We start from the raw sequence: 22,799 nt of genomic DNA, 5'->3' as shown, positions 1-22,799 counted from the left end.
ATCGGCGACAGAGAGAGAACTAATCGTGTCCCTTCGCAAGTACCAGAATCACACCCCACGCTTGAGCCAAGGCGCTTTTGTCGACGGCTCGGCGGTGGTGATCGGCGACGTCGAAATCGGCGAAGACAGCTCCGTGTGGCCGCTGACGGTGATCCGCGGCGACATGCACCGCATCCGCATCGGTGCGCGCACCAGCGTTCAGGATGGTTGCGTGTTGCACATCACCCACGCCGGCCCGTTCAATCCGGACGGCTTTCCGCTGCTGATTGGCGATGACGTGACCATCGCCCACAAGGTGATGCTGCATGGCTGCACCGTCGGCAGCCGCGTATTGATCGGCATGGGCAGCATCGTCATGGACGGCGCGGTGGTCGAGGACGATGTGATCATCGGCGCCGGCAGCCTGGTGCCGCCGGGCAAACGCCTGGAAAGCGGCTTTCTTTACGTGGGCAGTCCGGTGAAACAGGTTCGCCCGCTGACCGACAAGGAAAACGCCTTTTTCACCTACAGCGCGGCGAACTACGTGAAGCTCAAGGACCTGCATCTGGCTGAAGGCTACGACCAGCTCTGACTTTTCTTTCTACCGCCCGGGATTTTTCATGCATTACCAGACCGTACTGTTCGACCTTGACGGCACCCTCACCGACCCGCGTGAGGGCATCACCCGTTCCATCCAGTTCGCCTTGAGCAAACTCGGCATCGACGAGCCGGACCTGACCAGACTGGAACACTTCATCGGCCCGCCGCTGTTGCAAGCGTTCATGCAGTTTTATGGTTTTGATGAAGCGAAAGCCTGGGAGGCGGTGAATTACTACCGCGAGCGCTTCAAGGTTACCGGCCTGTATGAGAACCGGGTGTTCGACGGCGTCACGCCGTTGTTGGAAACCCTGAGCGGCCAGGGCCGGCAGCTGTATATCGCGACGTCGAAGCCTTGGGTGTTCGCCCGGGAAATCGCCCGGCACTTTGATTTTGCCAAACACTTCAAGGTGATCTACGGCAGCGAACTGGACGGCACCCGTACCAACAAGGTCGAGCTGATTGCCCACCTGATCGCCGAGGAAGGGCTGGATCCGGCCAGTACGTTGATGATCGGTGACCGCAAGCACGACCTGATCGGTGCTCGCAGCAACGGTCTGGACGCGGCGGCAGTGGGTTACGGTTTTGGCAGCCATGAAGAGCTGAGCGCTGAAGCGCCGGCGTATCACTTCGAGACGCTGGCGGAGTTGCATCAGGCGTTTTTGCAGCGCTGATGAGTCAGCCATCGCGAGCAAGCTCGCTCCCACAGGAAACCGAGTACCACTGCTGAAACACTGTCTCTGTGGGAGCAAACTTGCTCGCGATGGGGCCAAAAAAGCCGCTGTAGATTTATGAGCATGCCAGGACTTTCAAAGCCGACTTACGCTCAACGACTGGCAAGCCACCCAACTTCTCGACCTCTGCGTAGAACCTGACCCAATCCCCTTCGACCTGCCTGAACAACGCCGCAAACGCCGGCACCCACTGGTCATACAGCCCGAACGGCAATAGTCGTGCGTTGTTCAATGGCGCATTGACCCAGGCGTCATAGCGTTTGTCTCCGGCCCACTGGCCATCGCGCATTGCTCGATAATCCTGTCGAAACCGTTCGAACTCCGCCGCCTTGCGCTTGCGCATCTGCGCTGCCGCCAATGGTTGTGCATAGAGTTTTTCAAGGCGTGAGCGGGTGTCGAGGATCAACTGAATGAATTGATCGCGCTGCCTGAGCTTGGAGTCGTTTTCCGGGGGCAAGCCGCGAAACGCTCGCCATTGCCGCGTACCTTCCTGCTCGACGAAGGTCGCGAAAGACTCGTTGAACTCGGTGTCGTCCTTCACATAGAAGCGCTGGTGGGCCAGTTCGTGGAAGATCAGCGTCGCCAGACGCTCGTCGCCCCAGCCCATCATCGAATTGAGGATCGGGTCATTGAACCAGCCGAGGGTCGAGTAGGCCTCGACGCCGCCGATCGACACGTCCATGCCTTGCAGGCGCTGAATCGCAGCTTCGCCCCGCGCCGCGCTCTGGCTGTAGAAGCCGCGATAGGCCACACAACCGGCAATCGGGAAGCAATGGTTCTGCGGGCTCAGGGAAAACTCCGGGGTGGCGAACACATTCCACACGACAAACGGCCGACCGATATCGGCGTAGAGGCGATAGCTTTGGTTGTCCGGCAGGTGCAGGTGTTCGCTGGCGAAGGCCCGGGCTTTCTGGGATTGGGCCAGGTGAGTGCGCAGCGTGGCATCGCGAGCCGGGTCTGCGATCACCTTGGCCACCGGCTCCCGCGCCCGCAAAAGCTGCAGCTGACCGCTGGCCAGCTGGCCGTAATAGCTCAGGCTTGAGCAACCGTTGAGCAACAAAATCATCACACCCGGAAACAAAACCCGCAAAACGCGATCAAGTAACCCATGGCTTGGAAGCGGCCTGATCAAAATAAGAAATCCCCCCGGAAAGTCTGCCCAAGACTATCCCGCCCATTGGAGCTTCGCTATGCGCATGTTGATACTGACAGGAAGCGTGCTGACGCTGGCCGGTTGTGCCGGATTCGGAATGCCGACCCCCGACCCCTCGCAGGCCTGGATTGATCTGGATGCCCGGCAACAGGACACGGCGCTGCAGGCGCTGGAAGTCGACGACAAGGCGGCCGTCGATCATCGTTACTTCGAAGTGCAGCCCGGCAGCCATGAGCTGAGGGTGCGTTATCAATTTCCCGTCGAGGCGACCAACATCGGCCCGGATGCCGAGCCGCTGTGGCGTGATTGTCAGTTGAGCGTGAAATTCAAGGATTTCAACGCTGGCCAGCGGTATCAGTTGCAGGCGGGAAGCATCGGTTTCCGTCCGTGGGCCAAGCTCTATGATCAACAACGCAATGTGGTGGGCCAGGGCACGCCGGCAGGCTGCCAGCGAACCTGATCGGCGTTATGCTGGATGTCCGAACTCACGGACATTCATCATGCGCACGTTGATGCTGTTGCTCGCCGCCGGCCTGCTCGCCGGTTGCCAGACACCATTGCCCCCCGTCGACCCGAACATGGCCTGGGTCGAATTCTCGACGCCGTCCCCGGGTGGTAAGTTGCTGATGGCCGAGCGTCTCGACAACCAGCGGCTGACTGACGGGCGTTTCTTTCAGGTAACGCCCGGAAGCCATGAGTTGCGGGTGCGCTTCGATTTTGAAGTGTTCGGGGGAGGTGGCAGCCTGATGACCGGCCCGGTGGAGCGCCTGTGTTATCTGACCATCCGCTACGATCATTTCGAAGCGGGGCAGCGCTACAGGCTGGAAGGCCGTTCTCTGGCCTTCACCCCGAGTGCCCGCCTGTATAACGACAAGCGGGAAATCGTCGCCGAGGATCGCGAAGTCAACTGCATCATCTGAAGCGTATCAGCGGTCGTTCTTCTGATAGATGACCTTTTTTGTGCCGTTGTCGCAGGTGCCGACGATCATGGCGACGTCGTGTTTTTCAGCCTCCTCTTTGGACACTATCTCCAGGGTATAGGAGGGCACGGCATTCGCCTGAATCTTGATTTCGATCTCTTGCTTGAGTTCTTCGCAGTCTTTGGGCGCTGCGAAGGCCGACGTTGCCAGCACGCCACAGATAACCGCCAAGGCAAAACGTTTCATGGTTGAAGCTCCATCGAAGCAGCGCGCACGAAGATGCGCGAAAGCTGCTGTCACTTATTCGACCACATTTTTGCCTGGCGGGTTCTGATCCGGCTCAAGCAGTCAGCTGACCAGTGAGGCGTCGAGGCTGATTTTCGCATTCAGCACCTTGGACACCGGGCAACCTTCCTTGGCCTTGTTGCTCAGCTCTTCGAACTGCGCCTGGGTCGCTCCCGGAATTTTTGCCTTGAGAATCAGTTTCACTGCAGTGATCGCAAAGCCGCCGTCCACCTGATCCAGCGTGACCTCAGCCTGAGTGTCGATGCTGTCGGCCTTGAGCCCGGCGTCACCGAGAATCATGGAGAACGCCATGGAGAAACAGCCCGCATGGGCAGCGCCGATCAGTTCTTCCGGATTGGTGCCCTTGCCGCCCTCGAAGCGCGCCTTGAAGCCGTAGGGCGCTTCACGCAGGACGCCGGTTTCGGTGGAAATCGAGCCGATGCCGGTTTTCAGGTCACCTTCCCAATGCGCGGATGCCTTCTTCACGATAGCCATGTGTGCCTCCTTCAAATCGGGCGCGAAACGCCGCGCCGTCGTGGTTTTTGCCTGCAAGGCTTCTGAGGATAGACGCTGGAACAAAGTTCAGCCCAAGTGAATCGTTGACTTTTTTAGTAGGAAATTTCGGATCGGCTATTGAAACTCGGGTATATGCCCTCATTGCACAGAACACGCTTATGAATTGGGCAGGTTTGCGTTCGCCAAGAACACACCTGCGCCCTCAATCGGAGATGCAGGTTTATGAAGCAACTGTCCGACGTAAAGTTTTCCACCCTCGACCTGGTGCCGGTGCGCGAGAACGGCAGCCCGGCCCAGTCGCTGCGCAACTCGCTGGATCTGGCACAGCACGTCGAAAAGTTCGGCTACACGCGGTTCTGGGTCGCCGAGCACCACAACATGGATGGCATCGCCAGTTCTGCCACCTCGGTGTTGCTGGGTTATCTGGCCGGCGGCACGTCGACCATCCGGGTCGGCTCCGGTGGCGTGATGCTGCCCAACCACGCGCCGCTGGTTATTGCCGAGCAGTTCGGCACCCTTGAAAGCCTGTATCCGGGGCGGATCGACCTCGGCCTGGGCCGTGCGCCGGGTTCCGATCAGATGACTGCCCGTGCCCTGCGCCGCGAGCGCTCCGGCAGTGCCGATGATTTCCCTGAAGACGTGGCTGAACTGGCGCGCTTTCTCGGGCCGCGCACCCCTGATCAGCGCGTGATCGCGATGCCGGGCACCGGCACCAATGTACCGATCTGGCTGCTCGGCTCCAGTCTGTTCAGTGCGCAACTGGCCGGCGAGCGCGGTTTGCCCTACGCCTTCGCCTCGCATTTCGCACCGCGCTTCATGCACGAGGCGATTCGCGTCTACCGCAATCACTTCAAGCCATCGGCAGTGCTCGACAAGCCGTACGTAATGCTCGGCGTGCCGCTGGTGGCCGCGGACACTGATGAGCAGGCCGACTACCTGGCGACCTCGGTGTACCAGCGAATTCTCGCGCTGATGCGTGGGCAAAGTCTGGTGCAGCGTCCGCCGGTAAAAACCATGGACGGCCTGTGGTTGCCCCACGAGCGTGAGGCGGTGGGGGATTTCCTCGGTCTGGCGATGGTCGGCAGTCCGCAGAAAATCCGCGCGAAACTCGAAGTGCTGATCGAACAGACCCAGGCTGACGAACTGATCTTCACCTGCGACCTGTACGAACACGCCGACCGCCTGCACTCCTACGAGCTGCTGGCGCAGGTGATGAAGGGCTGAACCCGATAGCCGTTCAGAAAAAAGCCGACGCATTGCGTCGGCTTTTGTTTTTCCGGCGTGATCAGCCGCGGGTGTAGACGATCTCTTTGGCACCGCCTTCGCAGGTGCCGACGACCTTGCCGCCACTGGCTGCACCCTTGTCGACAACCTCCAGCGAATACCCGGAAACGCCCTTGGCATCCAGCTTGGCCGCAATTTCGGCCTTCAGTTCTTCACAGGGCTTGCCGGCAGCAAACGCACCACCCGCAAGGCTCAACAAACCTACTGCCAATATCAACTTCTTCATCGGTCGCACTCCCTGGTCGGATTAATTAAGGCGGGCATCGAGCCTTTCGCTCGATGCGCTCACCTCGTAGCGCATTGCCATTCCTATGGCACTCGGCCAGCGCGCAAGTTCAGAAGCGTAGACCAAACTCAGCTGCTGGCAATCCGGAACCCGACTTTCAGGGTCACTTGAAAGTGCGCCGCCTTGCCGTCCTTGATGTGGCCGCGGGTTTCGGTCACTTCGAACCATTCCAGATGCTTGATGCTCTTGTTGGCCTCGGCCAACGCATTGTTGATCGCGTCTTCGATGCTGCTGGTGGACGAACCGACCAGCTCGACTTTCTTGTAGGTGTGATGGTCACTCATGGTGTTCTCCTTGACGTGTGCAATTGAGCCTAGCAGCGATTTGCCGTGTTGATTTCGGCGATCCGGGCGAGAGGAAGTTCAGATTTTCTGCACTTTCCAGAAACGCTGAAGTCCCAACCAACACACGCCACTCATCACCAATGCAGGAGAGCCACCATGGCCAACACCTCGTTACGCAAAGCCTCGTTGCAAAGCATGGAAGCGGAGATCGAGAGTCTGCTCAAGTCGTTGGAAAGCCTGAAGGACGACGCTTCTGACGAGTCGCGCAAGACCCTCAAGGCGCTGAAAAGCAATGCCGAAAGCGCGCTGAAACATTCGCGCAGCCTGCTCAGCGATGCCTACGAAGAAGTCAAAGTCAAAACCCGCGAGACCGGGATCGCCACCCGCGATTACGCGCAGGAACACCCGTGGACGACTGCCGGTGTGGCGGTTGGTGCGCTGGGTCTGCTGGCCGCTTACTTGCTGTTCAAGCGCGGCGAGTGATCCGCCTGGCGCAGCTCGTTTTTGAGCCACTGCGCCAATTGCCGGGCGCGTCCGTCTGCGGCGCGCTTGGGTAGCCACAACGCCAGTTGCGCCGAGGTTTCACTGAAACCCCACGGCGCGACCAGGCGTCCGGCCTTCAAGTCTTCGGTCACCAGCGGCTCTGGCGCGATTGCCACGCCCAAGCCGGCGACGGCCGCTTCCAGCAAGTAATACAAATGCTCGAAACCTTGCCCCAGCTTCAACGCCTTGGCGTCGAGGCCGCTTTGCTGCGCCCAGCTCGGCCAGGCTTGCGGGCGTGAGGTTGTGTGCAGCAAGGGTTCGTCGAGCAGGGCAATGGGCGGTGCCGATTGCAGGCGCTGGTAGCCGCTGAACAGCGGGCTCATGACCGGGCCGATGCGCTCACTGGCCAGCTCATAGACCTGCATGTCTGCCGGCCATGGGGGTTCGGCGAACAGCAGCAGTGCATCCAGCCCCGGACGGCGCGGATCGAGATCGCCTTCCCCGGCCGACAGGTGCAGACGCAAGTCCGGCAGATCGGCATTCAAGCGTCCCAATCGAGGAATGAACCAGCGTGCCAGCAGACTGCCGGAGCAACCGAGCACGAACGGCGCATCGGCGGTGCTTTGGGTCAGTTCGGCGCAAACGCTGCGCAAGCGGTCGAACGCCTCGCCGCTGGCATCGCGCAGGCGAACGCCGGCATCTGTGAGTTTCAGGCCGCGACCGTCCTTGACGAACAGGCTGACGCCCAGGTGCTCTTCAAGCGCCTTGAGCTGGCGACTGACCGCACCGTGCGTTACGTGCAGCTGTTCGGCAGCCTGGCTGACGCTGTTCAGCCGGGCGGTGGCTTCGAAGGCGCGCAGGGCGTTCAGCGGGGGAAGGTCATGGCTCATGATATCTGTGAGTTTTCCTGACAGGTTGTGGCGATCTTATCGGTTTTCAGCCTGGAAGGTCAGGGGTAGAGTGAACGCCATTGTCTTCTCGTGAAATCCGCTGGAGCGAACCATGACCCAGACTTCGAACACCTCCGATCTGCGTAACGGCCCTGACGCCAACGGCCTGTTTGGCTCGTTCGGCGGCCGTTACGTTGCCGAAACCCTGATGCCGTTGATCCTCGACCTGGCCCGCGAATACGAAGCGGCCAAAGAAGATCCGGCGTTCAAAGAAGAATTGGCCTACTTCCAGCGTGACTATGTCGGACGTCCGAGCCCGCTGTATTTCGCCGAGCGCCTGACCGAGTTCTGCGGTGGCGCCAAGATCTACCTCAAGCGCGAAGAGCTGAACCACACCGGCGCGCACAAGATCAACAACTGCATCGGCCAGATCCTGCTGGCGCGGCGCATGGGCAAGAAACGCATCATCGCCGAGACCGGCGCCGGCATGCACGGCGTGGCTACCGCCACCGTGGCTGCGCGTTTCGGTCTTGACTGCGTGATCTACATGGGCACCACTGACATCGAACGCCAGCAGGCCAACGTGTTCCGCATGAAACTGCTGGGCGCCGAGGTGATCCCGGTGGTCGCCGGCACCGGTACCCTGAAAGACGCGATGAACGAAGCGCTGCGTGACTGGGTGACCAACGTCGACAGCACCTTCTACCTGATCGGCACCGTGGCCGGTCCGCACCCTTATCCAGCCATGGTTCGCGACTTCCAGGCGGTGATCGGCAAGGAAACCCGCGATCAACTGCAAGCCCAGGAAGGCCGCCTGCCGGACAGCCTGGTGGCGTGCATCGGCGGCGGTTCCAACGCCATGGGCCTGTTCCACCCGTTCCTCGACGACAAGAGCGTTGAAATCATCGGCGTCGAAGCCGCCGGTTACGGCATCGAGACCGGCAAGCACGCGGCCAGCCTCAACGGCGGTGTACCGGGTGTGCTGCACGGCAACCGCACCTTCCTGCTGCAGGACGACGATGGCCAGATCATTGATGCCCACTCGATTTCCGCCGGCCTCGACTATCCGGGCATCGGCCCTGAACACGCGTGGTTGCATGACATCGGCCGCGTTCAGTACACCTCGGTGACCGACGACGAAGCCCTCGCCGCATTCCACCAGTGCTGCCGTCTGGAAGGGATCATCCCGGCACTGGAAAGCGCCCACGCCCTGGCCGAAGTATTCAAACGCGCACCGAAACTGCCGAAGGATCACCTGATGGTGGTCAACCTGTCCGGCCGCGGCGACAAAGACATGCAGACCGTCATGCACCACATGGAACAATCGAAGCAGGAGAAACACTGATGAGCCGCCTGCAAACCCGCTTTGCCGAACTCAAGGAACAGAACCGCGCCGCCCTGGTGACCTTCGTCACGGCTGGCGACCCGGACTACGACACCTCGCTGGCGATCCTCAAAGGCCTGCCGAAAGCCGGTGCCGACGTGATCGAACTGGGCATGCCGTTCACCGACCCGATGGCCGATGGCCCGGCGATTCAGCTGGCGAACATCCGTGCCTTGGGCGCCAAGCAGAACCTGACGAAAACCCTGCAAATGGTTCGCGAGTTCCGCAAGGACAACAGCGACACGCCGCTGGTGCTGATGGGTTACTTCAACCCGATCCACAAGTTCGGCGTCGAGCGCTTCATCGCCGAAGCCAAAGAGGCGGGCGTGGACGGCCTGATCGTGGTCGACATGCCTCCGGAGCACAACTCGGAGCTGTGCGACCCGGCCCAGGCGGCAGGCATCGACTTCATCCGTTTGACCACCCCGACCACCGATGATGCGCGTCTGCCAAAAGTCTTGAACGGCAGCTCCGGCTTCGTTTACTACGTGTCGGTTGCCGGTGTGACCGGTGCCGGTGCGGCGACGCTGGAACACGTCGAAGAAGCGGTGGCGCGTCTGCGTCGTCATACCGATCTGCCGATCAGCATCGGTTTCGGTATCCGCACGCCGGAGCAGGCCGCGTCCATTGCGCGTCTGGCCGATGGTGTGGTGGTGGGTTCGGCGCTGATCGATCACATCGCCAACGCGACCACGCCGGACCAGGCCATCGACGGCGTGCTGAGCCTGTGCTCGGCGCTGTCCGAAGGCGTGCGTAAGGCTCGCGTCAGCTGAAGGTAAAGTTCCTGATACAGAGGAATTAGGGCTTCGCGGCACAGACTAATTGAGCAAGACCGAGGGGTTCAGAGCCAGGTTCTGAACCCCTTTTTGCTGTCAGTGCAGTGAGGAAAGATCCGATGAAAATGCCGAAACGTCTGATTGCCAGTCTGGGCGCGCTGATGATCAGCGCAGCGCCGCTGCTGGCCAGCGCCGATCCGCGCGACGATCACGACCACGGCGGCCCGCAGCAGGGCCACTACGACAATCGAGGTGGCGATCACCATGATTGGCAAAGCAACCATCGCGGCGGCCCGCCGCCTCGGGACTTCGGCCCGGTGCGTCAGGTGATCCGTGACAATCATGGCTATTTCGTTCGCGGTGCGCCGCCCCCTCCAGGCATCCACCTGGTCCGTGGCCGACCGCTGCCCCATGGCTATTACGGCGAGCGGCTGGATAACCGGGCGTTGAGTCGCCTGCCGTATTACCCGGGTTATGAATGGCGTCGCGCCGGTGGTGACATCGTGCTGATCGCGGTGGGCACCGGGATCGTTTACGAAGTGCTGGATGGCGTTCTGTACTGATCGTCAGGCAATAAAAAAGACCGCAGCCTCACAGGCTGCGGTCTTTTGTTTTCGGGGCCGTTGTTTTTCAGGGCAACTCCAGTCCGCCCGAGGCTTTGTGCAGTTTGCGCAGGTGCTCGCCGATCTGCTTTACGTTGGCCTCGCTGGCCGCAATCTCGGCCGCTCGTTTGGGCTCCAGCAGTGCGCGCACTTCTTTATCCAGATCGCCGGTCAGGGCCAGCAACTGTTTCTGACGCTGGCTGCTTTCCGCTTCAAGCCTGCTGAACTCGCTCGGTTGAGGCAGGCCATAACCTCGGGAGTCGAGCAGTTCTGCCGGTCGGCTGAGGAAGCCGCTGTTGGCGAGGATCTGCTGCAAGGTCGCGTTGGCCTTGTCCATGCCACCGTTCTCCAGCTCCCGGGCGCCGAGGTAGCGTTGCTTGACCTCATCCTGAGCCAGCAACAGTTGGCGGCGGAAACTGGCTTGCTCCAGCAATAGCAGCGCGGCGCTGGTGCGCAGGTCAGCCCGTTCGAACCATGGACGACGCTCTTCGGCGGACAGCGAAAGCCATTCTTCAACGGTTGTCTGCTTGATCGGCAATTGCTTCTTCAACACATCGAACATCGCCTGATATCGATCACGGAACGAGTCGAAGCGATAACCCAGGCGCAACGCCTCTTTCGGATCATCGAGCACGCTGGTGTCGGCCAGGCCTCGGCCCTTCAGCACTTCCAGCAATCCGTTGGGCATGATGCTGTCGAGGCCGGTGAGGCGGGCATTGTTGCTGCCGCTGCGCAACAGCTTCAGGCCTTCGACTGCACAGTTGTTGGAGAGGAAAAAGTAATTGCCGTCGTAGCTCCAGTGCATTTCGGCGGCGTGTTCGACTACGCCCTCGATTTCGCTGCGCGAAAGATTCAGCGGCACCGACGCCAGGCTGCGCAGTTCGGTCTTGGTGTATTCGTCGATCACCTGCGCCAGCGGCAACACAAATAGGCGCGACGGGTACTTGCCGACCAGCCCGTCCCAGCTCGACAGCTGTACGTCACCGACGAAGGCGCGGTATGACAGCACCAGATGCTGGTCCAGATCCAGTCGGCAGTCCGGCCCGCGTGGCCGCCCCGGTGCGCAGATCACCAGACGCAACATGCTGTGGCCCCAACGACTGACCCAGTTCTGGTTGGCTTCGGCCAACAGGTAATCCACCGCGTACACGCGTTCCGGATCGACCTGGCCCAGGGGCTGTTTGGCAAAGTCGTTGCCGGCATTGAGGAAGGCGAAAGTTTTGGCGCATTCATCCTTTGCCGGCGGTGCCCAGCCGAAGTGCTGCTGGTAATAGCGATACAACGCCGGGCGGCGGCAGGCGTAGCTCGGGTCGAGGAGGAAATACTCCATGTTGACCGCGACAAACTCCTTCGGGCTGGAGATTTCGTAGAGGTCTGGGCTGCGAGCGATCTGCCGGTTGTGCTGTTCACGTTCGCCACGACGGCCGACGTATTGCTGCCAGCCGGCGAGGTCGAGCAGGCGTGGATCATCGCTGAGGGTAAAGCGGCGACCGTTCTGGCCGCGGCACTCATCGGGAATACCGATCAGCCCGGCGCTGTTGTTGCGCCGGGTGCAGCGCTGGATCAGCGTGCGTTCGGCCGCCGGCCACAAGCGCGCGCGATCGTAAATGTGGGTGATTTCGTGCAGCACCGTGGCCAGCAGTTCCCGGCGTACAGTGTCGTGGGGGCGATTGGTTTTTTGAGTGGCCGCGCTGCCATCGGTGAGGCTGGCGAGCAGTTTGCGGTTCAGGTCCAGCTCGGAGACGAGCGTCGCCTGACCATAGGCGTTGCTGGGCATGTCGTCGGTCCAGCCGACATCGATGCGCCGGTCCAGGCGTTCGATGAAGCTCGGCGGCAACGCCTGCATGGCTTCATGGAGAAGCGCCTGGCTGGCCTGTTGTTGGGCGGGGCTCAGGTCATCGGTCTTGAGCCGCAATTGCAGGCCGGCGTGGGCGCTGTTGCCAAGCAGCAACAACGCCCCGGCCAGCAGCCAGGCGCCGAGTGACCTCACAGTGCGAGGATGGCTTCGGCGAGTACCTGATCACTGGCGTCACGGGCTTCCGGCACGCGGGTGCGCAAGGTATTGAAGGCCGCCTCCAGGTTTGCACCACGGATATCACCGTCGCTGGCCACGAAACTGGCAGCGTCGTCGTGGGCTTCGCGGATGATTTTCGAATCGCGAATCGACGTAGTGGTGTCGGAGGTGAAATCGATGGTGCGCTGGGAGGCGCGGACGATGATGTTACTGGTGGCTACCAGGGTGTGCGCCTGGGCCATATCGGCCAACAACAGCAGGCCAAGGGTGGCAGCAATCAGCGGGCTACGCATGGAACGACTCCGAAAGGACAGGGATGACTATTGGACGAGAATTGCCTGTGCCAGTTCAAGGTCGCTGACATGAAGTTTTGGCCGGCTCTTGCGCAGGTAATGCAGGGCGGATTCGAGCTGTGCGCCGCGCATCTGGCCGTCACTGGCAACGAACGCTGCGGCATCGTCGTGCGCGGCGACGATCAGTTTACGGTCGAACGGCGCGGAAGACACCATGCCGGTGGCCCAGACGCTGACCACAGTGTTTTGTGTGGACACGTCGAAGGCGTCTGCCAGAGGAACCCAGCAGGCGGTGATCAGTACAGAGGGGATAAGCAGATTTGTAAGAAAACGCATGGGACTCGGCAACTGTTGGCGAGTCCCAAGGCTAGCGCAATGCCCGGACTAGAGCCAGCGCCGAAACATCGGGAAACGACCGGCGTGTCCCGCGATGTTTCTGTCGCTTAGATCGTCAGAATGGCCTGGGCCAGCTGTGCGTCGGTTGCGTTCAGTTGCGGAGCCTGATGACGGATGTGATCCAGTGCGCTCTCCAGTTTCACGCCACGGATCTCGCCTTCGCTGGCCACGAAGCTGGCAGCGTCGTCACGAGCAGCGAGCACGATCTTGTCATCACGGAAGGACGATGTGACGTCGGAGGTAGCGTCGGAGGAAGACTTGAGCGCGCCAACCACGGCGTCGGTGGTAACAATGAAGCTGGTGGCGCTGGCGTTGGCAGCGACGGCCAGCAGGGCGGCAGCGCTGAACAGACGAAGACGGGACATGGGAGAACTCCTGTGGATAAACCGTATTGAGAGGTGGCTCGGTGTCTGAAAGGTCAGACGCCAGTCGCACAGCATTCGCCACGTTCTGAATGGAGCTTAGGCTTCCGTTCGGGGTTCGCACAGTGGTCAGGATGCTGGCCTGAACACATTTTACGTAACTGTACTTGTCGTTTATCTATTCTTGGAAACTGTACCTGTCTCGTGTTTCGGGCTGGATATTCAGTTTTTTCTGCCCTGAAACGACAAGACCCGTCGCGGTTTCCCGCGACGGGTCTTGTGTGTTCAATTCGGGTTGCTGGCGGTGGGTCTAACGACCAGAGCCAGCGACGCTGCTTAGCGCCAGAACGGCTTGCTCAGCTCTTCGTAGCGTTGTGCTTCGCTGATACCGGCATCGGCCAGCAGACGCGAATCCAGACGAGCCAGTTGATGGCGGCTGGAGATGCGGCGCTGCCACAACATCAGGTTGGCGATAACGCGCAGAGGCAGGGAAGCCTGGGTTTTTACAGCTTTGTCTTCGAAGAACAGTTCGGAACTGAGTGTACGTTCCATGGTTGACATCCTTCCGCTTGTGGCGGGATTAGGTAGTGGTTTAACTGGTGCCCATGATCCTCTCGTTTGGCCAGACTCTCTAGATACAGTTCACCTGTATTGTGAGTGACCAGTTAACTGTTTATAGGGGGTGTACGGGTCAAAATTGCGCAAACTGTACCTGTCTGCGCTTATTTGGTGCATTTTTACCCAGTTCGATGATTCGAGTAGGTAAAAGCCGTAGGAAAAGACCGGTACAGCAGTACAGTTTTTTACGCTTGCAGCGGTTTTCAAAATACCGCTGGCGAAACTGTGTCTGCGCCAGCGGAAAATCTGTGCGGATTACACCGCCAGCATGCGTCCGGTTTCTTCCAGATTGATGTGCCAGCTCAGGGCGTCACGCAGGATGTGCGGGGTGTGGCCGCCGATCGCACAGGCTTTTTCGAAGTAATCGTTCAGCGCCGGGCGGTAATCCGGGTGCACGCAATTATCGATGATGACCCGGGCGCGTTCCCGTGGCGCCAGCCCGCGCAGGTCGGCCAAGCCCACCTCGGTCACCAGGATGTCGACGTCATGCTCGGTATGGTCGACGTGGCTGACCATCGGCACCACGCTGGAAATCGCGCCGCCTTTGGCAATCGACTTGGTCACGAACACCGCCAGGTGTGCGTTGCGTGCGAAGTCGCCCGAGCCGCCGATGCCGTTCATCATCCGCGTGCCGCAGACGTGAGTGGAGTTGACGTTGCCATAGATGTCGAACTCAAGGGCCGTGTTGATGCCGATGATGCCCAGGCGCCGCACCACCTCCGGGTGGTTGGAGATCTCTTGCGGGCGCAGTACCAGTTTGTCCTTGTACTTCTCCAGATTGCCGAACACGTCACTGTTGCGCCGCTCCGACAGGGTGATCGAGCTGCCCGAGGCGAAGCTCAGCTTGCCCGCATCGATCAGGTCAAAGGTCGAGTCCTGCAGCACTTCGGAGTACATCGTCAGGTCTTCGAACGGCGAGTCGATCAGCCCGCACATCACCGCGTTGGCGATGTTGCCGATCCCGGCCTGCAGCGGTCCGAGCTTGTTGGTCATGCGACCGGCATCGACTTCCTGCTTGAGGAAGGTGATCAGGTGATCGGCGATGGCTTTGGTATCGACATCCGGCGATGACACGGTGGACGGCGAGTCCGACTGTTGGGTGATGACGATGGCGACGATTTTCTCCGGCGGGATCGGTATCGCAGTGCTGCCGATGCGGTCGTCGACCTTTACCAGCGGAATGGGCGTGCGGGTCGGGCGATAGGTCGGGATATAGATGTCATGCAGACCTTCGAGGTTGGCGTTGTGCGCCAGGTTGATCTCGACGATCACGTGTTTGGCGAAGATCGCGAAGCTCGCCGAGTTGCCCACCGATGTAGTTGGCACGATGTGGCCCTGTTCGGTGATGGCGACGGCCTCGATCACGGCGATGTCTGGCAGTTTCAGTTGCTGGTTGCGCAGTTGCTCGACGGTTTCCGACAGGTGCTGGTCGATGAACATCACTTCGCCGGCGTTGATCGCCTTGCGCAGGGTGCTGTCGACCTGGAACGGCATGCGCCGGGACAGGACGCCGGCCTCGGTCAGTTGCTTGTCGAGGTCGTTGCCCAGGCTGGCGCCGGTCATCAGGCTGATCTTCAGCGGCGTGACCTTGGCTCGCTCGGCCAGCGCATGGGGCACGGCCTTGGCTTCGCCCGCGCGGGTGAAGCCGCTCATGCCGACGGTCATGCCGTCCTCAATCAGCGCAGCGGCGTCGGCGGCGCTCATCACTTTATCCAACAACGAAGGCAGGCGAATACGGTCACGGTACATGGATTATTTTCTCGGGCAGCGAGTAGCAGGATGCGCAGTCTAGTGAATTTCGCGAGCGCCTGTCCCGCTACCAAGGTCGCAAACGAGGCGTCTATTTAGCGGGTTTCAAGTAAAACACCGTTACTGGATCTGCAACAACGCGGCAAATTGTCCGACGGTTTGCGCAAACAAAAACGCCCCGACAAGTCGGGGCGTTCGGTGTTGCTGGCGAGGGTTACTCGACCGCTTTGACCATGTCTTCGATGACTTTCTTCGCGTCGCCGAACACCATCATGGTCTTGTCCAGGTAGAACAGTTCGTTGTCCAGACCGGCATAGCCGCTGGCCATCGAGCGCTTGTTGACGATGATGGTCTTGGCCTTGAACGCCTCGAGGATCGGCATACCGGCAATCGGCGATTTCGGATCGTTCTTGGCAGCCGGGTTGACCACGTCGTTGGCGCCCAGCACCAGGACCACATCGGCCTGACCGAACTCGGAGTTAATGTCTTCCATCTCGAACACCTGGTCGTACGGCACTTCGGCCTCGGCCAGCAGTACGTTCATGTGGCCAGGCATCCGACCGGCCACCGGGTGGATCGCATACTTCACGGTCACGCCATGGTGGGTCAGCTTCTCGGTCAGCTCTTTCAAGGCGTGCTGTGCGCGAGCCACCGCCAAGCCGTAACCCGGAACAATGATCACAGTGTCGGCGTTGGTCAGCAGGAAGGTCGCGTCGTCAGCCGAACCGGATTTCACCGGACGGGCTTCCTTCTCACCGGCAGGGCCGGCATCTGCTGTATTGCCGAAACCGCCGAGCAGTACATTAAAGAAAGAACGGTTCATCGCCTTGCACATGATGTACGAGAGGATCGCACCGCTCGAACCCACCAGCGAGCCGGCAATGATCAGCATCGAGTTGTTCAGCGAGAAGCCGATCCCCGCCGCTGCCCAGCCGGAATAGCTGTTGAGCATCGACACCACCACCGGCATGTCGGCGCCGCCGATCGGGATGATGATCAGCACGCCCATGACGAACGCCAGGGCCAGCATCAGTGCGAACGCGGCGAGGTTGCCGGTCAGCATGAAAGTCACGCCGAGGATCAGCGTCGCCAGACCCAGTACTGCGTTCAGCTTGTGCTGACCGCTGAACTGTACCGGTGCACCCTGGAACAGACGGAACTTGTACTTGCCCGACAGCTTGCCGAATGCGATCACCGAACCGGAGAAGGTGATTGCACCGATGGCTGCGCCGAGGAACAGCTCCAGACGGTTACCCGCCGGGATCGAGTCGCCCAGTTGCTTTACGATGCCCAGCGACTGCGGCTCGACCACTGCGGCAATGGCGATGAACACCGCTGCCAGGCCGATCATGCTGTGCATGAACGCAACCAGTTCCGGCATCTTGGTCATTTCAACGCGTTTGGCCATGATCGAACCGGCGGTGCCGCCGATCAGCAGGCCGACGATCACGTAACCGATGCCTGCGGTCGCCAGCTCAGCGCCCAGCTTATAGATGAGGCCGACCGTGGTGATGATTGCCAGCGCCATACCGAGCATGCCGAACAGGTTGCCGCGGCGCGACGTGGTCGGGTGCGACAGGCCTTTGAGGGCCTGGATGAAGCAGATCGACGCGATCAGGTAGAGCGTCGTGACGAGGTTCATGCTCATTACTTAGGCGCCTCTTCTTTTGCTTTCGGGGCTTTCTTCTTGAACATCTCAAGCATGCGGCGGGTGACCAGGAAACCACCGAACACATTGACCGCGGCCAGCGCCACGGCGAGGGTGCCCATGGTCTTGCCCAGCGGGGTGACGGTCAGGGCTGCGGCGAGCATGGCGCCGACGATCACAATCGCTGAAATGGCGTTGGTCACCGCCATCAGCGGCGTGTGCAGCGCAGGCGTAACGTTCCAGACCACGTGGTAACCGACATAAATCGCCAGCACGAAGATGATCAGGTTGTAGATACCGGGGGAGATAAGCTCTTCCATCGTCTGAATCCCTGCTTAGGCGTTTTTGCGGATGACTTGGCCGTCGCGGCACATCAGGCACGCGGCGACGATGTCGTCTTCGAGGTTCACTTCGAACTGGCCTTCTTTGGTGAAGACCAGCTTCAGGAAGTCCAGCAGGTTGCGTGCGTACAGCGCCGAGGCGTCGGCGGCGACTTCACCGGCGAGGTTGGTCGGGCCGACGATGGTCACGCCGTTCTCGATCACGACCTGATCGGCCACGGTCAGCGGGCAGTTGCCACCCTGGGCTGCCGCGAGGTCGATGACCACCGAGCCGGGTTTCATCTGCGCCACGGTGTCCGCGCTCAACAGCGTCGGCGCCTTGCGGCCCGGAATCAGTGCGGTGGTGATGACGATGTCAGCCTGCTTGGCGCGCTCGTGCACGGCCTGGGCCTGACGCTGCATCCAGCTCGCCGGCATCGGGCGTGCGTAACCGCCGACGCCGACCGCGCATTCGCGTTCTTCATCTGTCTCGTAAGGCACGTCGACGAACTTGGCGCCGAGGGATTCGATCTGTTCCTTCACGGCCGGACGTACGTCGGACGCTTCGATGACGGCACCCAGACGTTTCGCCGTGGCAATCGCCTGCAACCCGGCCACACCGGCCCCCAGAATCAGCACGCGCGCCGCTTTCACAGTGCCCGCAGCGGTCATCAGCATCGGCATGAAGCGCGGATAGTAATGAGCGGCCAGCAGCACGGCCTTATAGCCGGCAATGTTCGCCTGGGACGACAGCACGTCGAGGCTCTGGGCCCGGGAGGTACGTGGCGCCGCTTCCAGGGCGAACGCGGTAATCCCGCATTCAGCCATTTTCGCGATGGTGTCGTTGTTGAACGGGTTGAGCATGCCCACCAGCACCGTTCCGCGCTTGATCAGCGTCAGTTCGGCATCGCTTGGCGCGACCACTTTGAGAATCAGCTCGGCGCCAAACGCGTCATTGGCACTGCCAATGGTTGCGCCTGCCGCTTCATAGGCACTGTCGACAACGCTGGCTTTCACGCCGGCGCCGGTTTGCACAGTGACCTTATGACCTTGGCTGATCAGCTTTTTAATGGTTTCCGGGGTTGCAGCAACCCGTGTTTCACCGGTCTGGGTTTCGAGAGGAACACCAATGTGCACGTCAAATCTCCTGCGTGATCTTATTGAGTAAACCCATGCACTACGGATGGTGCGACTGGGGCGGCCGATCAGCACGATCCCGCCAAATCAGGGCGGGGCGCGGCATTTTGCAGGCGAAGTTTATGCCCTTCAAGGGATTATGACGGGTGACGGAAAATTAACTACAAGTCATCCCGTGACCGAATGTCGCAGATGGCCAGTTGAATCCCTTGCAGGCCGTGCCTTTCAAGGAGTCTGGATGAATTTGAAGAATTTTCTCATCGGTGACGTGAATAGGCCGCAATGCGTCGCGAATGAGGGCGCAAAGCCACGTCGGCAGGCGCTTGTGGGACGTCTGTACGACTTTCGGATACAGTCTGTCTATTTGCGACAAATAGTTATATCTGTAGGGCTTTTATTTTCCTGACTACGAGGTTAGTAATCGTTGGAAGCCTTTATTCTTCTGGGTTGTAGCTGTGTGCCTGGTTCACCAGCCAGTCGCGAAAAGCCTTGAGTGACGCTGATTCGACCTTTCGCTCCGGAATCATCAGGTAATACGCCTTGATGCTGGAGAGCGCGTTCGGGTTGGCAATCACCAGGCGTTTCTCGGTCAGTTCGCGCTGAATCAGGAACGGTGGGATCAGCGCGATGCCCATGTCGTGCATGGCGGCCTGGGCCAACATGGAGAATAGCTCGTAGCGCGGACCTGTCATGTCGCGGGGAATGTTCAGGTGTTGCGAGTTGAACCACTGTCGCCAGGCGTACGGGCGGGTGGTTTGTTGGAGCAGCGGCAGATCGGCGATCTCATCGGGTGTCAGATGCGTCTTGTTGCCGAGCAGGGCAGGACTGCACACCGGCATCGGATTCTCGCCCATCAACCTGTGGGATTCGGTGCCGGACCAGTCGGCATCGCCGAAGTAGATCGCCGCGTCGAAATCGGTGTCGGCAAACAGGAACGGGCGCGTGCGGTTGGTCAGGTTGACCGTCACTTCCGGATGTTTGAGCTGGAAGTCCTTCAGTCTTGGCAGCAGCCATTGCGTGCCGAAGGTGGGGACCACGGCGAGTTCGATCACGTTGGCACCTTGCTGACCCATCACCGACAGGGTGTCGCGCTCAACGGCATCGAGCTGAGTCGCTACGCGGCGGCTGTAGGAAAGCCCCGCTTCGGTCAGCTTCACTCCGCGACGCGAGCGTCGGAACAGTTCGACACTGAGGAAGTCCTCGAGGCTGGCGATCTGTCGGCAAATGGCGCCCTGTGTGAGGGAAAGTTCTTCGGCGGCCTTGGTAAAGCTCTCGTGTCGGGCGGCGGCTTCGAAGCTGATCAGGGCGGTGGTGCTGGGTATCTTGCGGCGCATGTACGTCAACCTCACTAATACATTGCTTAATCGGCATTTCGCGACGTTTCGGAGTGAGAAATTAGCACAACAGGATGCGAAATCCTCGTTTGCCGGGATGGCGAAGCGGGCCTAGGATCAATGCCACGTTAATTCACCCGATTTGCGAGGACTCACTCATGGGCGGCAAAGCTAGCTTCAACTGGATCGATCCCCTGCTGCTGGATCAACAGCTGACTGAAGAAGAACGCATGATCCGCGACACTGCCGAGCAATTCGCCCAGCAGAGCCTCGCGCCGCGCGTTCTCGAAGCCTTCCGCCATGAGAAGACCGATCCGGCGATCTTCCGTGAAATGGGTGAGGTCGGCCTGTTGGGCGCAACCATCCCCGAGCAGTACGGTGGCAGCGGCCTCAACTACGTCAGCTATGGCCTGATTGCCCGTGAAGTCGAGCGTGTCGACTCTGGCTACCGTTCGATGATGAGTGTGCAGTCTTCGCTGGTGATGGTGCCGATCAACGAATTCGGCACCGAAGCACAGAAACAGAAGTACCTGCCGAAGCTGGCTTCCGGCGAGTGGATTGGCTGCTTCGGTCTGACCGAGCCGAACCACGGTTCCGACCCGGGCGCGATGATTACTCGTGCACGTAAAGTCGAAGGCGGCTACAGCCTGACCGGCGCCAAGATGTGGATTACCAATAGCCCGATCGCTGATGTGTTCGTGGTCTGGGCCAAGGACGATGCTGGCGATATTCGCGGCTTCGTTCTGGAGAAGGGCTGGAAAGGCCTGAGCGCTCCGGCGATTCACGGCAAGGTCGGCCTGCGGGCTTCGATCACCGGCGAAATCGTCATGGACAACGTGTTCGTGCCGGAAGAGAACATCTTCCCGGACGTGCGTGGATTGAAAGGTCCGTTCACCTGCCTCAACTCCGCACGCTATGGCATCTCCTGGGGGGCGCTGGGTGCTGCCGAGTTCTGCTGGCACACCGCTCGCCAGTACACCCTGGATCGTCAACAGTTCGGTCGTCCGCTGGCCGCTACTCAGTTGATCCAGAAGAAGCTGGCTGACATGCAGACCGAGATCACTCTGGCGCTGCAAGGCTGTCTGCGTCTGGGTCGCATGAAGGATGAGGGCACTGCTGCGGTTGAAATCACTTCCATCATGAAGCGCAACTCTTGCGGCAAGTCTCTGGATATCGCTCGTATGGCGCGTGACATGTTGGGCGGCAACGGGATCTCCGATGAGTTCGGGGTGGCCCGTCACCTGGTCAACCTGGAAGTGGTGAATACCTATGAAGGTACTCACGACGTTCACGCGCTGATCCTCGGTCGTGCGCAGACCGGCCTGCAGGCGTTCTATTAACAGGAGAGCGACCATGGGCGCGCTGTCGCATCTACGGGTACTGGATTTATCGCGAGTGCTGGCCGGCCCATGGGCTGGTCAGATTCTTGCTGATCTTGGGGCGGAAGTGATCAAGGTTGAGCGCCCGGGTAATGGTGACGACACTCGCGCCTGGGGGCCGCCCTTCCTGAAAGACGCCTACGGCGAGAACACCAGCGAGGCGGCTTACTACCTGTCGGCCAACCGCAACAAGCAATCGGTGACGATCGACTTCACGCGTCCCGAAGGTCAGAAGCTGGTTCGGGAGCTGGCAGCCAAGTCCGACATCCTGATCGAGAACTTCAAGGTGGGTGGCCTGGCGGCTTACGGCCTGGATTACGAGTCGCTGAAGGCAATCAATCCAGATCTGATCTATTGCTCGATCACCGGTTTTGGTCAAACCGGACCGTATGCCAAGCGCGCGGGTTATGACTTCATGATCCAGGGTCTCGGCGGGCTGATGAGTCTGACCGGGCGACCTGAGGGTGATGAGGGGGCCGGGCCGGTGAAGGTGGGTGTGGCGCTCACGGATATCCTGACGGGCCTGTATTCGACCGTGGCGATTCTGGCGGCGCTGGCCCACCGTGATCACGATGGCGGCGGTCAGCACATCGATATGGCGCTGCTGGATGTTCAGGTAGCGTGCCTGGCCAACCAGGCGATGAACTACCTGACGACGGGTACTGCGCCAAAGCGGCTGGGTAATGCGCATCCGAACATCGTGCCGTATCAGGATTTTCCTACGGCCGATGGCGACTTCATTCTTACCGTGGGCAATGACGGGCAGTTCCGCAAATTCGCCGAAGTGGCGGGGCAACCGCAGTGGGCGGATGATCCGCGTTTCGCGACTAATAAGCTGCGGGTGGCGAATCGGGCCGTCCTGATTCCGCTGATCCGCCAGGCGACCGTTTTCAAGACCACCGCAGAGTGGGTGAGCCAGCTGGAGCAGGCGGGCGTGCCATGCGGCCCGATCAATGATCTGTCACAGGTGTTCGAGGATCCACAGGTGAAGTCTCGCGGGTTGGCGATTGAGCTGCCTCACGCGCTGGCGGGGATGGTGCCGCAGGTGGCCAGTCCGATTAGGTTGTCGCGGACGCCTGTCGAGTATCGCCTTGCGCCTCCTTTGTTGGGCGAGCATACGTTGGAGGTTTTGCAGCGGGTGCTGGGTCTTGGGGCTGGAGCAGTGGCTGCGATGAAAGAGGATGGAGTGCTCTGATGGTTCTCTCTATATAGAAGGGATACTGAATCCTTCTTCTGTATAGAGGAAGTTGGATGTTTTTTGACCTGTCTGCAAGTTATTGAAAGAAAAGCGAAATTAAGGGTTGACGGCAGATTCTGAGTCTCTATAATTCGCCCCACTTCCGGCGCAGTCGAAACGGAAAACTCCTTGAGACTCA

Annotated in this window: 27 protein-coding genes; 11 read left to right on the top strand and 16 right to left on the bottom strand. The window is 60.3% G+C overall.

What is annotated here, in order from left to right; all coding sequences use genetic code 11:
• Positions 1-25: 25 nt before the first annotated feature.
• Positions 26-571 carry a gamma carbonic anhydrase family protein gene (locus QLG12_RS21305; RefSeq protein ID WP_064379538.1) on the top strand — a complete coding sequence of 182 codons (546 nt, stop codon included), beginning with the start codon at positions 26-28 and terminating at the stop codon, positions 569-571.
• A 28-nt stretch (positions 572-599) separates the two neighbouring features.
• A complete protein-coding gene (locus QLG12_RS21300; protein WP_282475184.1) occupies positions 600-1,250 on the top strand; it encodes an HAD family hydrolase in 651 nt (216 codons plus the stop codon).
• Between the two features lie 115 nt (positions 1,251-1,365).
• Here the strand turns inward: QLG12_RS21300 and QLG12_RS21295 are convergent, their stop codons facing one another.
• Positions 1,366-2,442 carry an aminopeptidase gene (locus tag QLG12_RS21295; RefSeq protein ID WP_282475183.1) on the bottom strand — a complete coding sequence of 359 codons (1,077 nt, stop codon included), beginning with the start codon at positions 2,440-2,442 and terminating at the stop codon, positions 1,366-1,368.
• A 58-nt stretch (positions 2,443-2,500) separates the two neighbouring features.
• On the opposite strand from QLG12_RS21295, the gene QLG12_RS21290 reads away from it, so the two are divergent.
• Complete coding sequence (locus QLG12_RS21290) at positions 2,501-2,923, top strand: hypothetical protein (RefSeq protein ID WP_085613559.1); 423 nt, start codon at positions 2,501-2,503, stop codon at positions 2,921-2,923.
• A gap of 40 nt (positions 2,924-2,963) precedes the next feature.
• Complete coding sequence (locus QLG12_RS21285) at positions 2,964-3,383, top strand: hypothetical protein (protein WP_108558944.1); 420 nt, start codon at positions 2,964-2,966, stop codon at positions 3,381-3,383.
• A 6-nt stretch (positions 3,384-3,389) separates the two neighbouring features.
• Here QLG12_RS21285 and QLG12_RS21280 read toward each other — a convergent pair whose 3' ends face one another.
• A complete protein-coding gene (locus tag QLG12_RS21280) occupies positions 3,390-3,629 on the bottom strand; it encodes a DUF1161 domain-containing protein (RefSeq protein ID WP_197869025.1) in 240 nt (79 codons plus the stop codon).
• A 102-nt stretch (positions 3,630-3,731) separates the two neighbouring features.
• Entirely contained in the window at positions 3,732-4,163 is a 432-nt protein-coding gene (locus tag QLG12_RS21275; protein ID WP_011331817.1) for an OsmC family protein, read from the bottom strand.
• A gap of 243 nt (positions 4,164-4,406) precedes the next feature.
• On the opposite strand from QLG12_RS21275, the gene QLG12_RS21270 reads away from it, so the two are divergent.
• Positions 4,407-5,408, top strand: coding sequence for an LLM class flavin-dependent oxidoreductase (locus QLG12_RS21270; RefSeq protein ID WP_039764807.1), 1,002 nt, complete (start codon positions 4,407-4,409; stop codon positions 5,406-5,408).
• 61 nt (positions 5,409-5,469) lie between these two features.
• Here the strand turns inward: QLG12_RS21270 and QLG12_RS21265 are convergent, their stop codons facing one another.
• Both QLG12_RS21265 and QLG12_RS21260 read right to left on the bottom strand, forming a co-directional pair.
• On the bottom strand, positions 5,470-5,694 hold the full coding sequence (locus tag QLG12_RS21265) for a DUF1161 domain-containing protein (RefSeq protein ID WP_011331819.1): 225 nt from the start codon (positions 5,692-5,694) through the stop codon (positions 5,470-5,472).
• Positions 5,695-5,822: 128 nt separating this feature from the next.
• On the bottom strand, positions 5,823-6,038 hold the full coding sequence (locus QLG12_RS21260; RefSeq protein ID WP_007953919.1) for a dodecin: 216 nt from the start codon (positions 6,036-6,038) through the stop codon (positions 5,823-5,825).
• Between the two features lie 156 nt (positions 6,039-6,194).
• Here QLG12_RS21260 and QLG12_RS21255 point away from each other — a divergent pair, with 156 nt between their 5' ends.
• The gene (locus QLG12_RS21255) at positions 6,195-6,521 is read left to right on the top strand and encodes a DUF883 family protein (RefSeq protein ID WP_011331820.1); all 327 of its coding nucleotides are present in this window, start codon (positions 6,195-6,197) and stop codon (positions 6,519-6,521) included.
• On the opposite strand, the gene QLG12_RS21250 is transcribed toward QLG12_RS21255, so the two are convergent.
• Positions 6,494-7,411 (bottom strand): LysR family transcriptional regulator, encoded by a 918-nt coding sequence (locus tag QLG12_RS21250; RefSeq protein ID WP_197869027.1) that lies wholly within the window; start codon positions 7,409-7,411, stop codon positions 6,494-6,496. The two genes, QLG12_RS21255 and QLG12_RS21250, sit on opposite strands and share 28 nt — an antisense overlap.
• 112 nt (positions 7,412-7,523) lie before the next feature.
• Between QLG12_RS21250 and trpB the strand changes: the two genes are divergently transcribed.
• The 3 genes from trpB (at position 7,524) to QLG12_RS21235 (ending at position 10,134) form a co-directional block, all read left to right on the top strand.
• A complete protein-coding gene (gene trpB / locus QLG12_RS21245) occupies positions 7,524-8,756 on the top strand; it encodes a tryptophan synthase subunit beta (RefSeq protein ID WP_236192574.1) in 1,233 nt (410 codons plus the stop codon).
• Positions 8,756-9,568: a tryptophan synthase subunit alpha gene (trpA, locus tag QLG12_RS21240; protein WP_197869029.1), complete on the top strand. Its 813-nt coding sequence runs from the start codon at positions 8,756-8,758 to the stop codon at positions 9,566-9,568. The genes trpB and trpA overlap by 1 nt, the downstream gene beginning before the upstream one ends.
• Before the next feature lie 122 nt (positions 9,569-9,690).
• Complete coding sequence (locus QLG12_RS21235; RefSeq protein ID WP_197869030.1) at positions 9,691-10,134, top strand: anti-virulence regulator CigR family protein; 444 nt, start codon at positions 9,691-9,693, stop codon at positions 10,132-10,134.
• Positions 10,135-10,201: 67 nt separating this feature from the next.
• Here QLG12_RS21235 and QLG12_RS21230 read toward each other — a convergent pair whose 3' ends face one another.
• From QLG12_RS21230 to QLG12_RS21185, 10 genes are all read right to left on the bottom strand, one after another.
• On the bottom strand, positions 10,202-12,163 hold the full coding sequence (locus tag QLG12_RS21230) for a DUF4105 domain-containing protein (RefSeq protein ID WP_282475182.1): 1,962 nt from the start codon (positions 12,161-12,163) through the stop codon (positions 10,202-10,204).
• Positions 12,160-12,480 carry a DUF2388 domain-containing protein gene (locus tag QLG12_RS21225; protein ID WP_011331826.1) on the bottom strand — a complete coding sequence of 107 codons (321 nt, stop codon included), beginning with the start codon at positions 12,478-12,480 and terminating at the stop codon, positions 12,160-12,162. Before QLG12_RS21225 ends, QLG12_RS21230 begins: the two co-directional genes overlap by 4 nt.
• A gap of 27 nt (positions 12,481-12,507) precedes the next feature.
• Positions 12,508-12,816 carry a DUF2388 domain-containing protein gene (locus QLG12_RS21220; RefSeq protein WP_011331827.1) on the bottom strand — a complete coding sequence of 103 codons (309 nt, stop codon included), beginning with the start codon at positions 12,814-12,816 and terminating at the stop codon, positions 12,508-12,510.
• 107 nt (positions 12,817-12,923) lie between these two features.
• Entirely contained in the window at positions 12,924-13,241 is a 318-nt protein-coding gene (locus tag QLG12_RS21215) for a DUF2388 domain-containing protein (protein WP_064379326.1), read from the bottom strand.
• A 333-nt stretch (positions 13,242-13,574) separates the two neighbouring features.
• Positions 13,575-13,790, bottom strand: coding sequence for a DUF1127 domain-containing protein (locus QLG12_RS21210; RefSeq protein ID WP_011331828.1), 216 nt, complete (start codon positions 13,788-13,790; stop codon positions 13,575-13,577).
• 321 nt (positions 13,791-14,111) lie between these two features.
• A complete protein-coding gene (locus QLG12_RS21205; protein WP_074689736.1) occupies positions 14,112-15,605 on the bottom strand; it encodes an acetyl-CoA hydrolase/transferase family protein in 1,494 nt (497 codons plus the stop codon).
• A gap of 214 nt (positions 15,606-15,819) precedes the next feature.
• Entirely contained in the window at positions 15,820-17,253 is a 1,434-nt protein-coding gene (locus QLG12_RS21200; RefSeq protein WP_085613551.1) for an NAD(P)(+) transhydrogenase (Re/Si-specific) subunit beta, read from the bottom strand.
• Positions 17,253-17,573, bottom strand: coding sequence for an NAD(P) transhydrogenase subunit alpha (locus tag QLG12_RS21195; protein WP_003220416.1), 321 nt, complete (start codon positions 17,571-17,573; stop codon positions 17,253-17,255). The genes QLG12_RS21200 and QLG12_RS21195 overlap by 1 nt, the downstream gene beginning before the upstream one ends.
• A gap of 15 nt (positions 17,574-17,588) precedes the next feature.
• On the bottom strand, positions 17,589-18,710 hold the full coding sequence (locus tag QLG12_RS21190; RefSeq protein ID WP_011331831.1) for a Re/Si-specific NAD(P)(+) transhydrogenase subunit alpha: 1,122 nt from the start codon (positions 18,708-18,710) through the stop codon (positions 17,589-17,591).
• 434 nt (positions 18,711-19,144) lie between these two features.
• The gene (locus tag QLG12_RS21185; protein ID WP_236192591.1) at positions 19,145-20,044 is read right to left on the bottom strand and encodes a LysR family transcriptional regulator; all 900 of its coding nucleotides are present in this window, start codon (positions 20,042-20,044) and stop codon (positions 19,145-19,147) included.
• A gap of 158 nt (positions 20,045-20,202) precedes the next feature.
• Here QLG12_RS21185 and QLG12_RS21180 point away from each other — a divergent pair, with 158 nt between their 5' ends.
• Together QLG12_RS21180 and QLG12_RS21175 are read left to right on the top strand one after the other, a co-directional pair.
• Complete coding sequence (locus QLG12_RS21180; protein WP_085712999.1) at positions 20,203-21,384, top strand: acyl-CoA dehydrogenase; 1,182 nt, start codon at positions 20,203-20,205, stop codon at positions 21,382-21,384.
• 13 nt (positions 21,385-21,397) lie between these two features.
• Positions 21,398-22,618: a CaiB/BaiF CoA-transferase family protein gene (locus tag QLG12_RS21175; RefSeq protein ID WP_197869033.1), complete on the top strand. Its 1,221-nt coding sequence runs from the start codon at positions 21,398-21,400 to the stop codon at positions 22,616-22,618.
• The last annotated feature ends 181 nt before the right edge of the window (positions 22,619-22,799 follow it).

This window comes from Pseudomonas sp. V88_4 (assembly GCF_029967985.1).
In the GTDB taxonomy this organism is placed as follows: Bacteria; Pseudomonadota; Gammaproteobacteria; order Pseudomonadales; family Pseudomonadaceae; genus Aquipseudomonas; species Aquipseudomonas glycinae.
This window is presented reverse-complemented; position numbering and strand designations above follow the sequence as displayed.

Excerpts from the sequence above, each read along its gene's own strand:
- QLG12_RS21300 (WP_282475184.1), top strand. The coding sequence starts at position 600 with ATGCATTACCAGACCGTACTGTTCGACCTTGACGGCACCCTCACCGAC.
- QLG12_RS21290 (WP_085613559.1), top strand. The coding sequence starts at position 2,501 with ATGCGCATGTTGATACTGACAGGAAGCGTGCTGACGCTGGCCGGTTGT.
- QLG12_RS21285 (WP_108558944.1), top strand. The coding sequence starts at position 2,964 with ATGCGCACGTTGATGCTGTTGCTCGCCGCCGGCCTGCTCGCCGGTTGC.
- QLG12_RS21280 (WP_197869025.1), bottom strand. The coding sequence starts at position 3,629 with ATGAAACGTTTTGCCTTGGCGGTTATCTGTGGCGTGCTGGCAACGTCG.
- QLG12_RS21275 (WP_011331817.1), bottom strand. The coding sequence starts at position 4,163 with ATGGCTATCGTGAAGAAGGCATCCGCGCATTGGGAAGGTGACCTGAAA.
- QLG12_RS21270 (WP_039764807.1), top strand. The coding sequence starts at position 4,407 with ATGAAGCAACTGTCCGACGTAAAGTTTTCCACCCTCGACCTGGTGCCG.
- QLG12_RS21265 (WP_011331819.1), bottom strand. The coding sequence starts at position 5,694 with ATGAAGAAGTTGATATTGGCAGTAGGTTTGTTGAGCCTTGCGGGTGGT.
- QLG12_RS21260 (WP_007953919.1), bottom strand. The coding sequence starts at position 6,038 with ATGAGTGACCATCACACCTACAAGAAAGTCGAGCTGGTCGGTTCGTCC.
- QLG12_RS21255 (WP_011331820.1), top strand. The coding sequence starts at position 6,195 with ATGGCCAACACCTCGTTACGCAAAGCCTCGTTGCAAAGCATGGAAGCG.
- QLG12_RS21250 (WP_197869027.1), bottom strand. The coding sequence starts at position 7,411 with ATGAGCCATGACCTTCCCCCGCTGAACGCCCTGCGCGCCTTCGAAGCC.
- trpB (WP_236192574.1), top strand. The coding sequence starts at position 7,524 with ATGACCCAGACTTCGAACACCTCCGATCTGCGTAACGGCCCTGACGCC.
- trpA (WP_197869029.1), top strand. The coding sequence starts at position 8,756 with ATGAGCCGCCTGCAAACCCGCTTTGCCGAACTCAAGGAACAGAACCGC.
- QLG12_RS21235 (WP_197869030.1), top strand. The coding sequence starts at position 9,691 with ATGAAAATGCCGAAACGTCTGATTGCCAGTCTGGGCGCGCTGATGATC.
- QLG12_RS21225 (WP_011331826.1), bottom strand. The coding sequence starts at position 12,480 with ATGCGTAGCCCGCTGATTGCTGCCACCCTTGGCCTGCTGTTGTTGGCC.
- QLG12_RS21220 (WP_011331827.1), bottom strand. The coding sequence starts at position 12,816 with ATGCGTTTTCTTACAAATCTGCTTATCCCCTCTGTACTGATCACCGCC.
- QLG12_RS21215 (WP_064379326.1), bottom strand. The coding sequence starts at position 13,241 with ATGTCCCGTCTTCGTCTGTTCAGCGCTGCCGCCCTGCTGGCCGTCGCT.
- QLG12_RS21210 (WP_011331828.1), bottom strand. The coding sequence starts at position 13,790 with ATGGAACGTACACTCAGTTCCGAACTGTTCTTCGAAGACAAAGCTGTA.
- QLG12_RS21205 (WP_074689736.1), bottom strand. The coding sequence starts at position 15,605 with ATGTACCGTGACCGTATTCGCCTGCCTTCGTTGTTGGATAAAGTGATG.
- QLG12_RS21200 (WP_085613551.1), bottom strand. The coding sequence starts at position 17,253 with ATGAGCATGAACCTCGTCACGACGCTCTACCTGATCGCGTCGATCTGC.
- QLG12_RS21195 (WP_003220416.1), bottom strand. The coding sequence starts at position 17,573 with ATGGAAGAGCTTATCTCCCCCGGTATCTACAACCTGATCATCTTCGTG.
- QLG12_RS21185 (WP_236192591.1), bottom strand. The coding sequence starts at position 20,044 with ATGCGCCGCAAGATACCCAGCACCACCGCCCTGATCAGCTTCGAAGCC.
- QLG12_RS21180 (WP_085712999.1), top strand. The coding sequence starts at position 20,203 with ATGGGCGGCAAAGCTAGCTTCAACTGGATCGATCCCCTGCTGCTGGAT.
- QLG12_RS21175 (WP_197869033.1), top strand. The coding sequence starts at position 21,398 with ATGGGCGCGCTGTCGCATCTACGGGTACTGGATTTATCGCGAGTGCTG.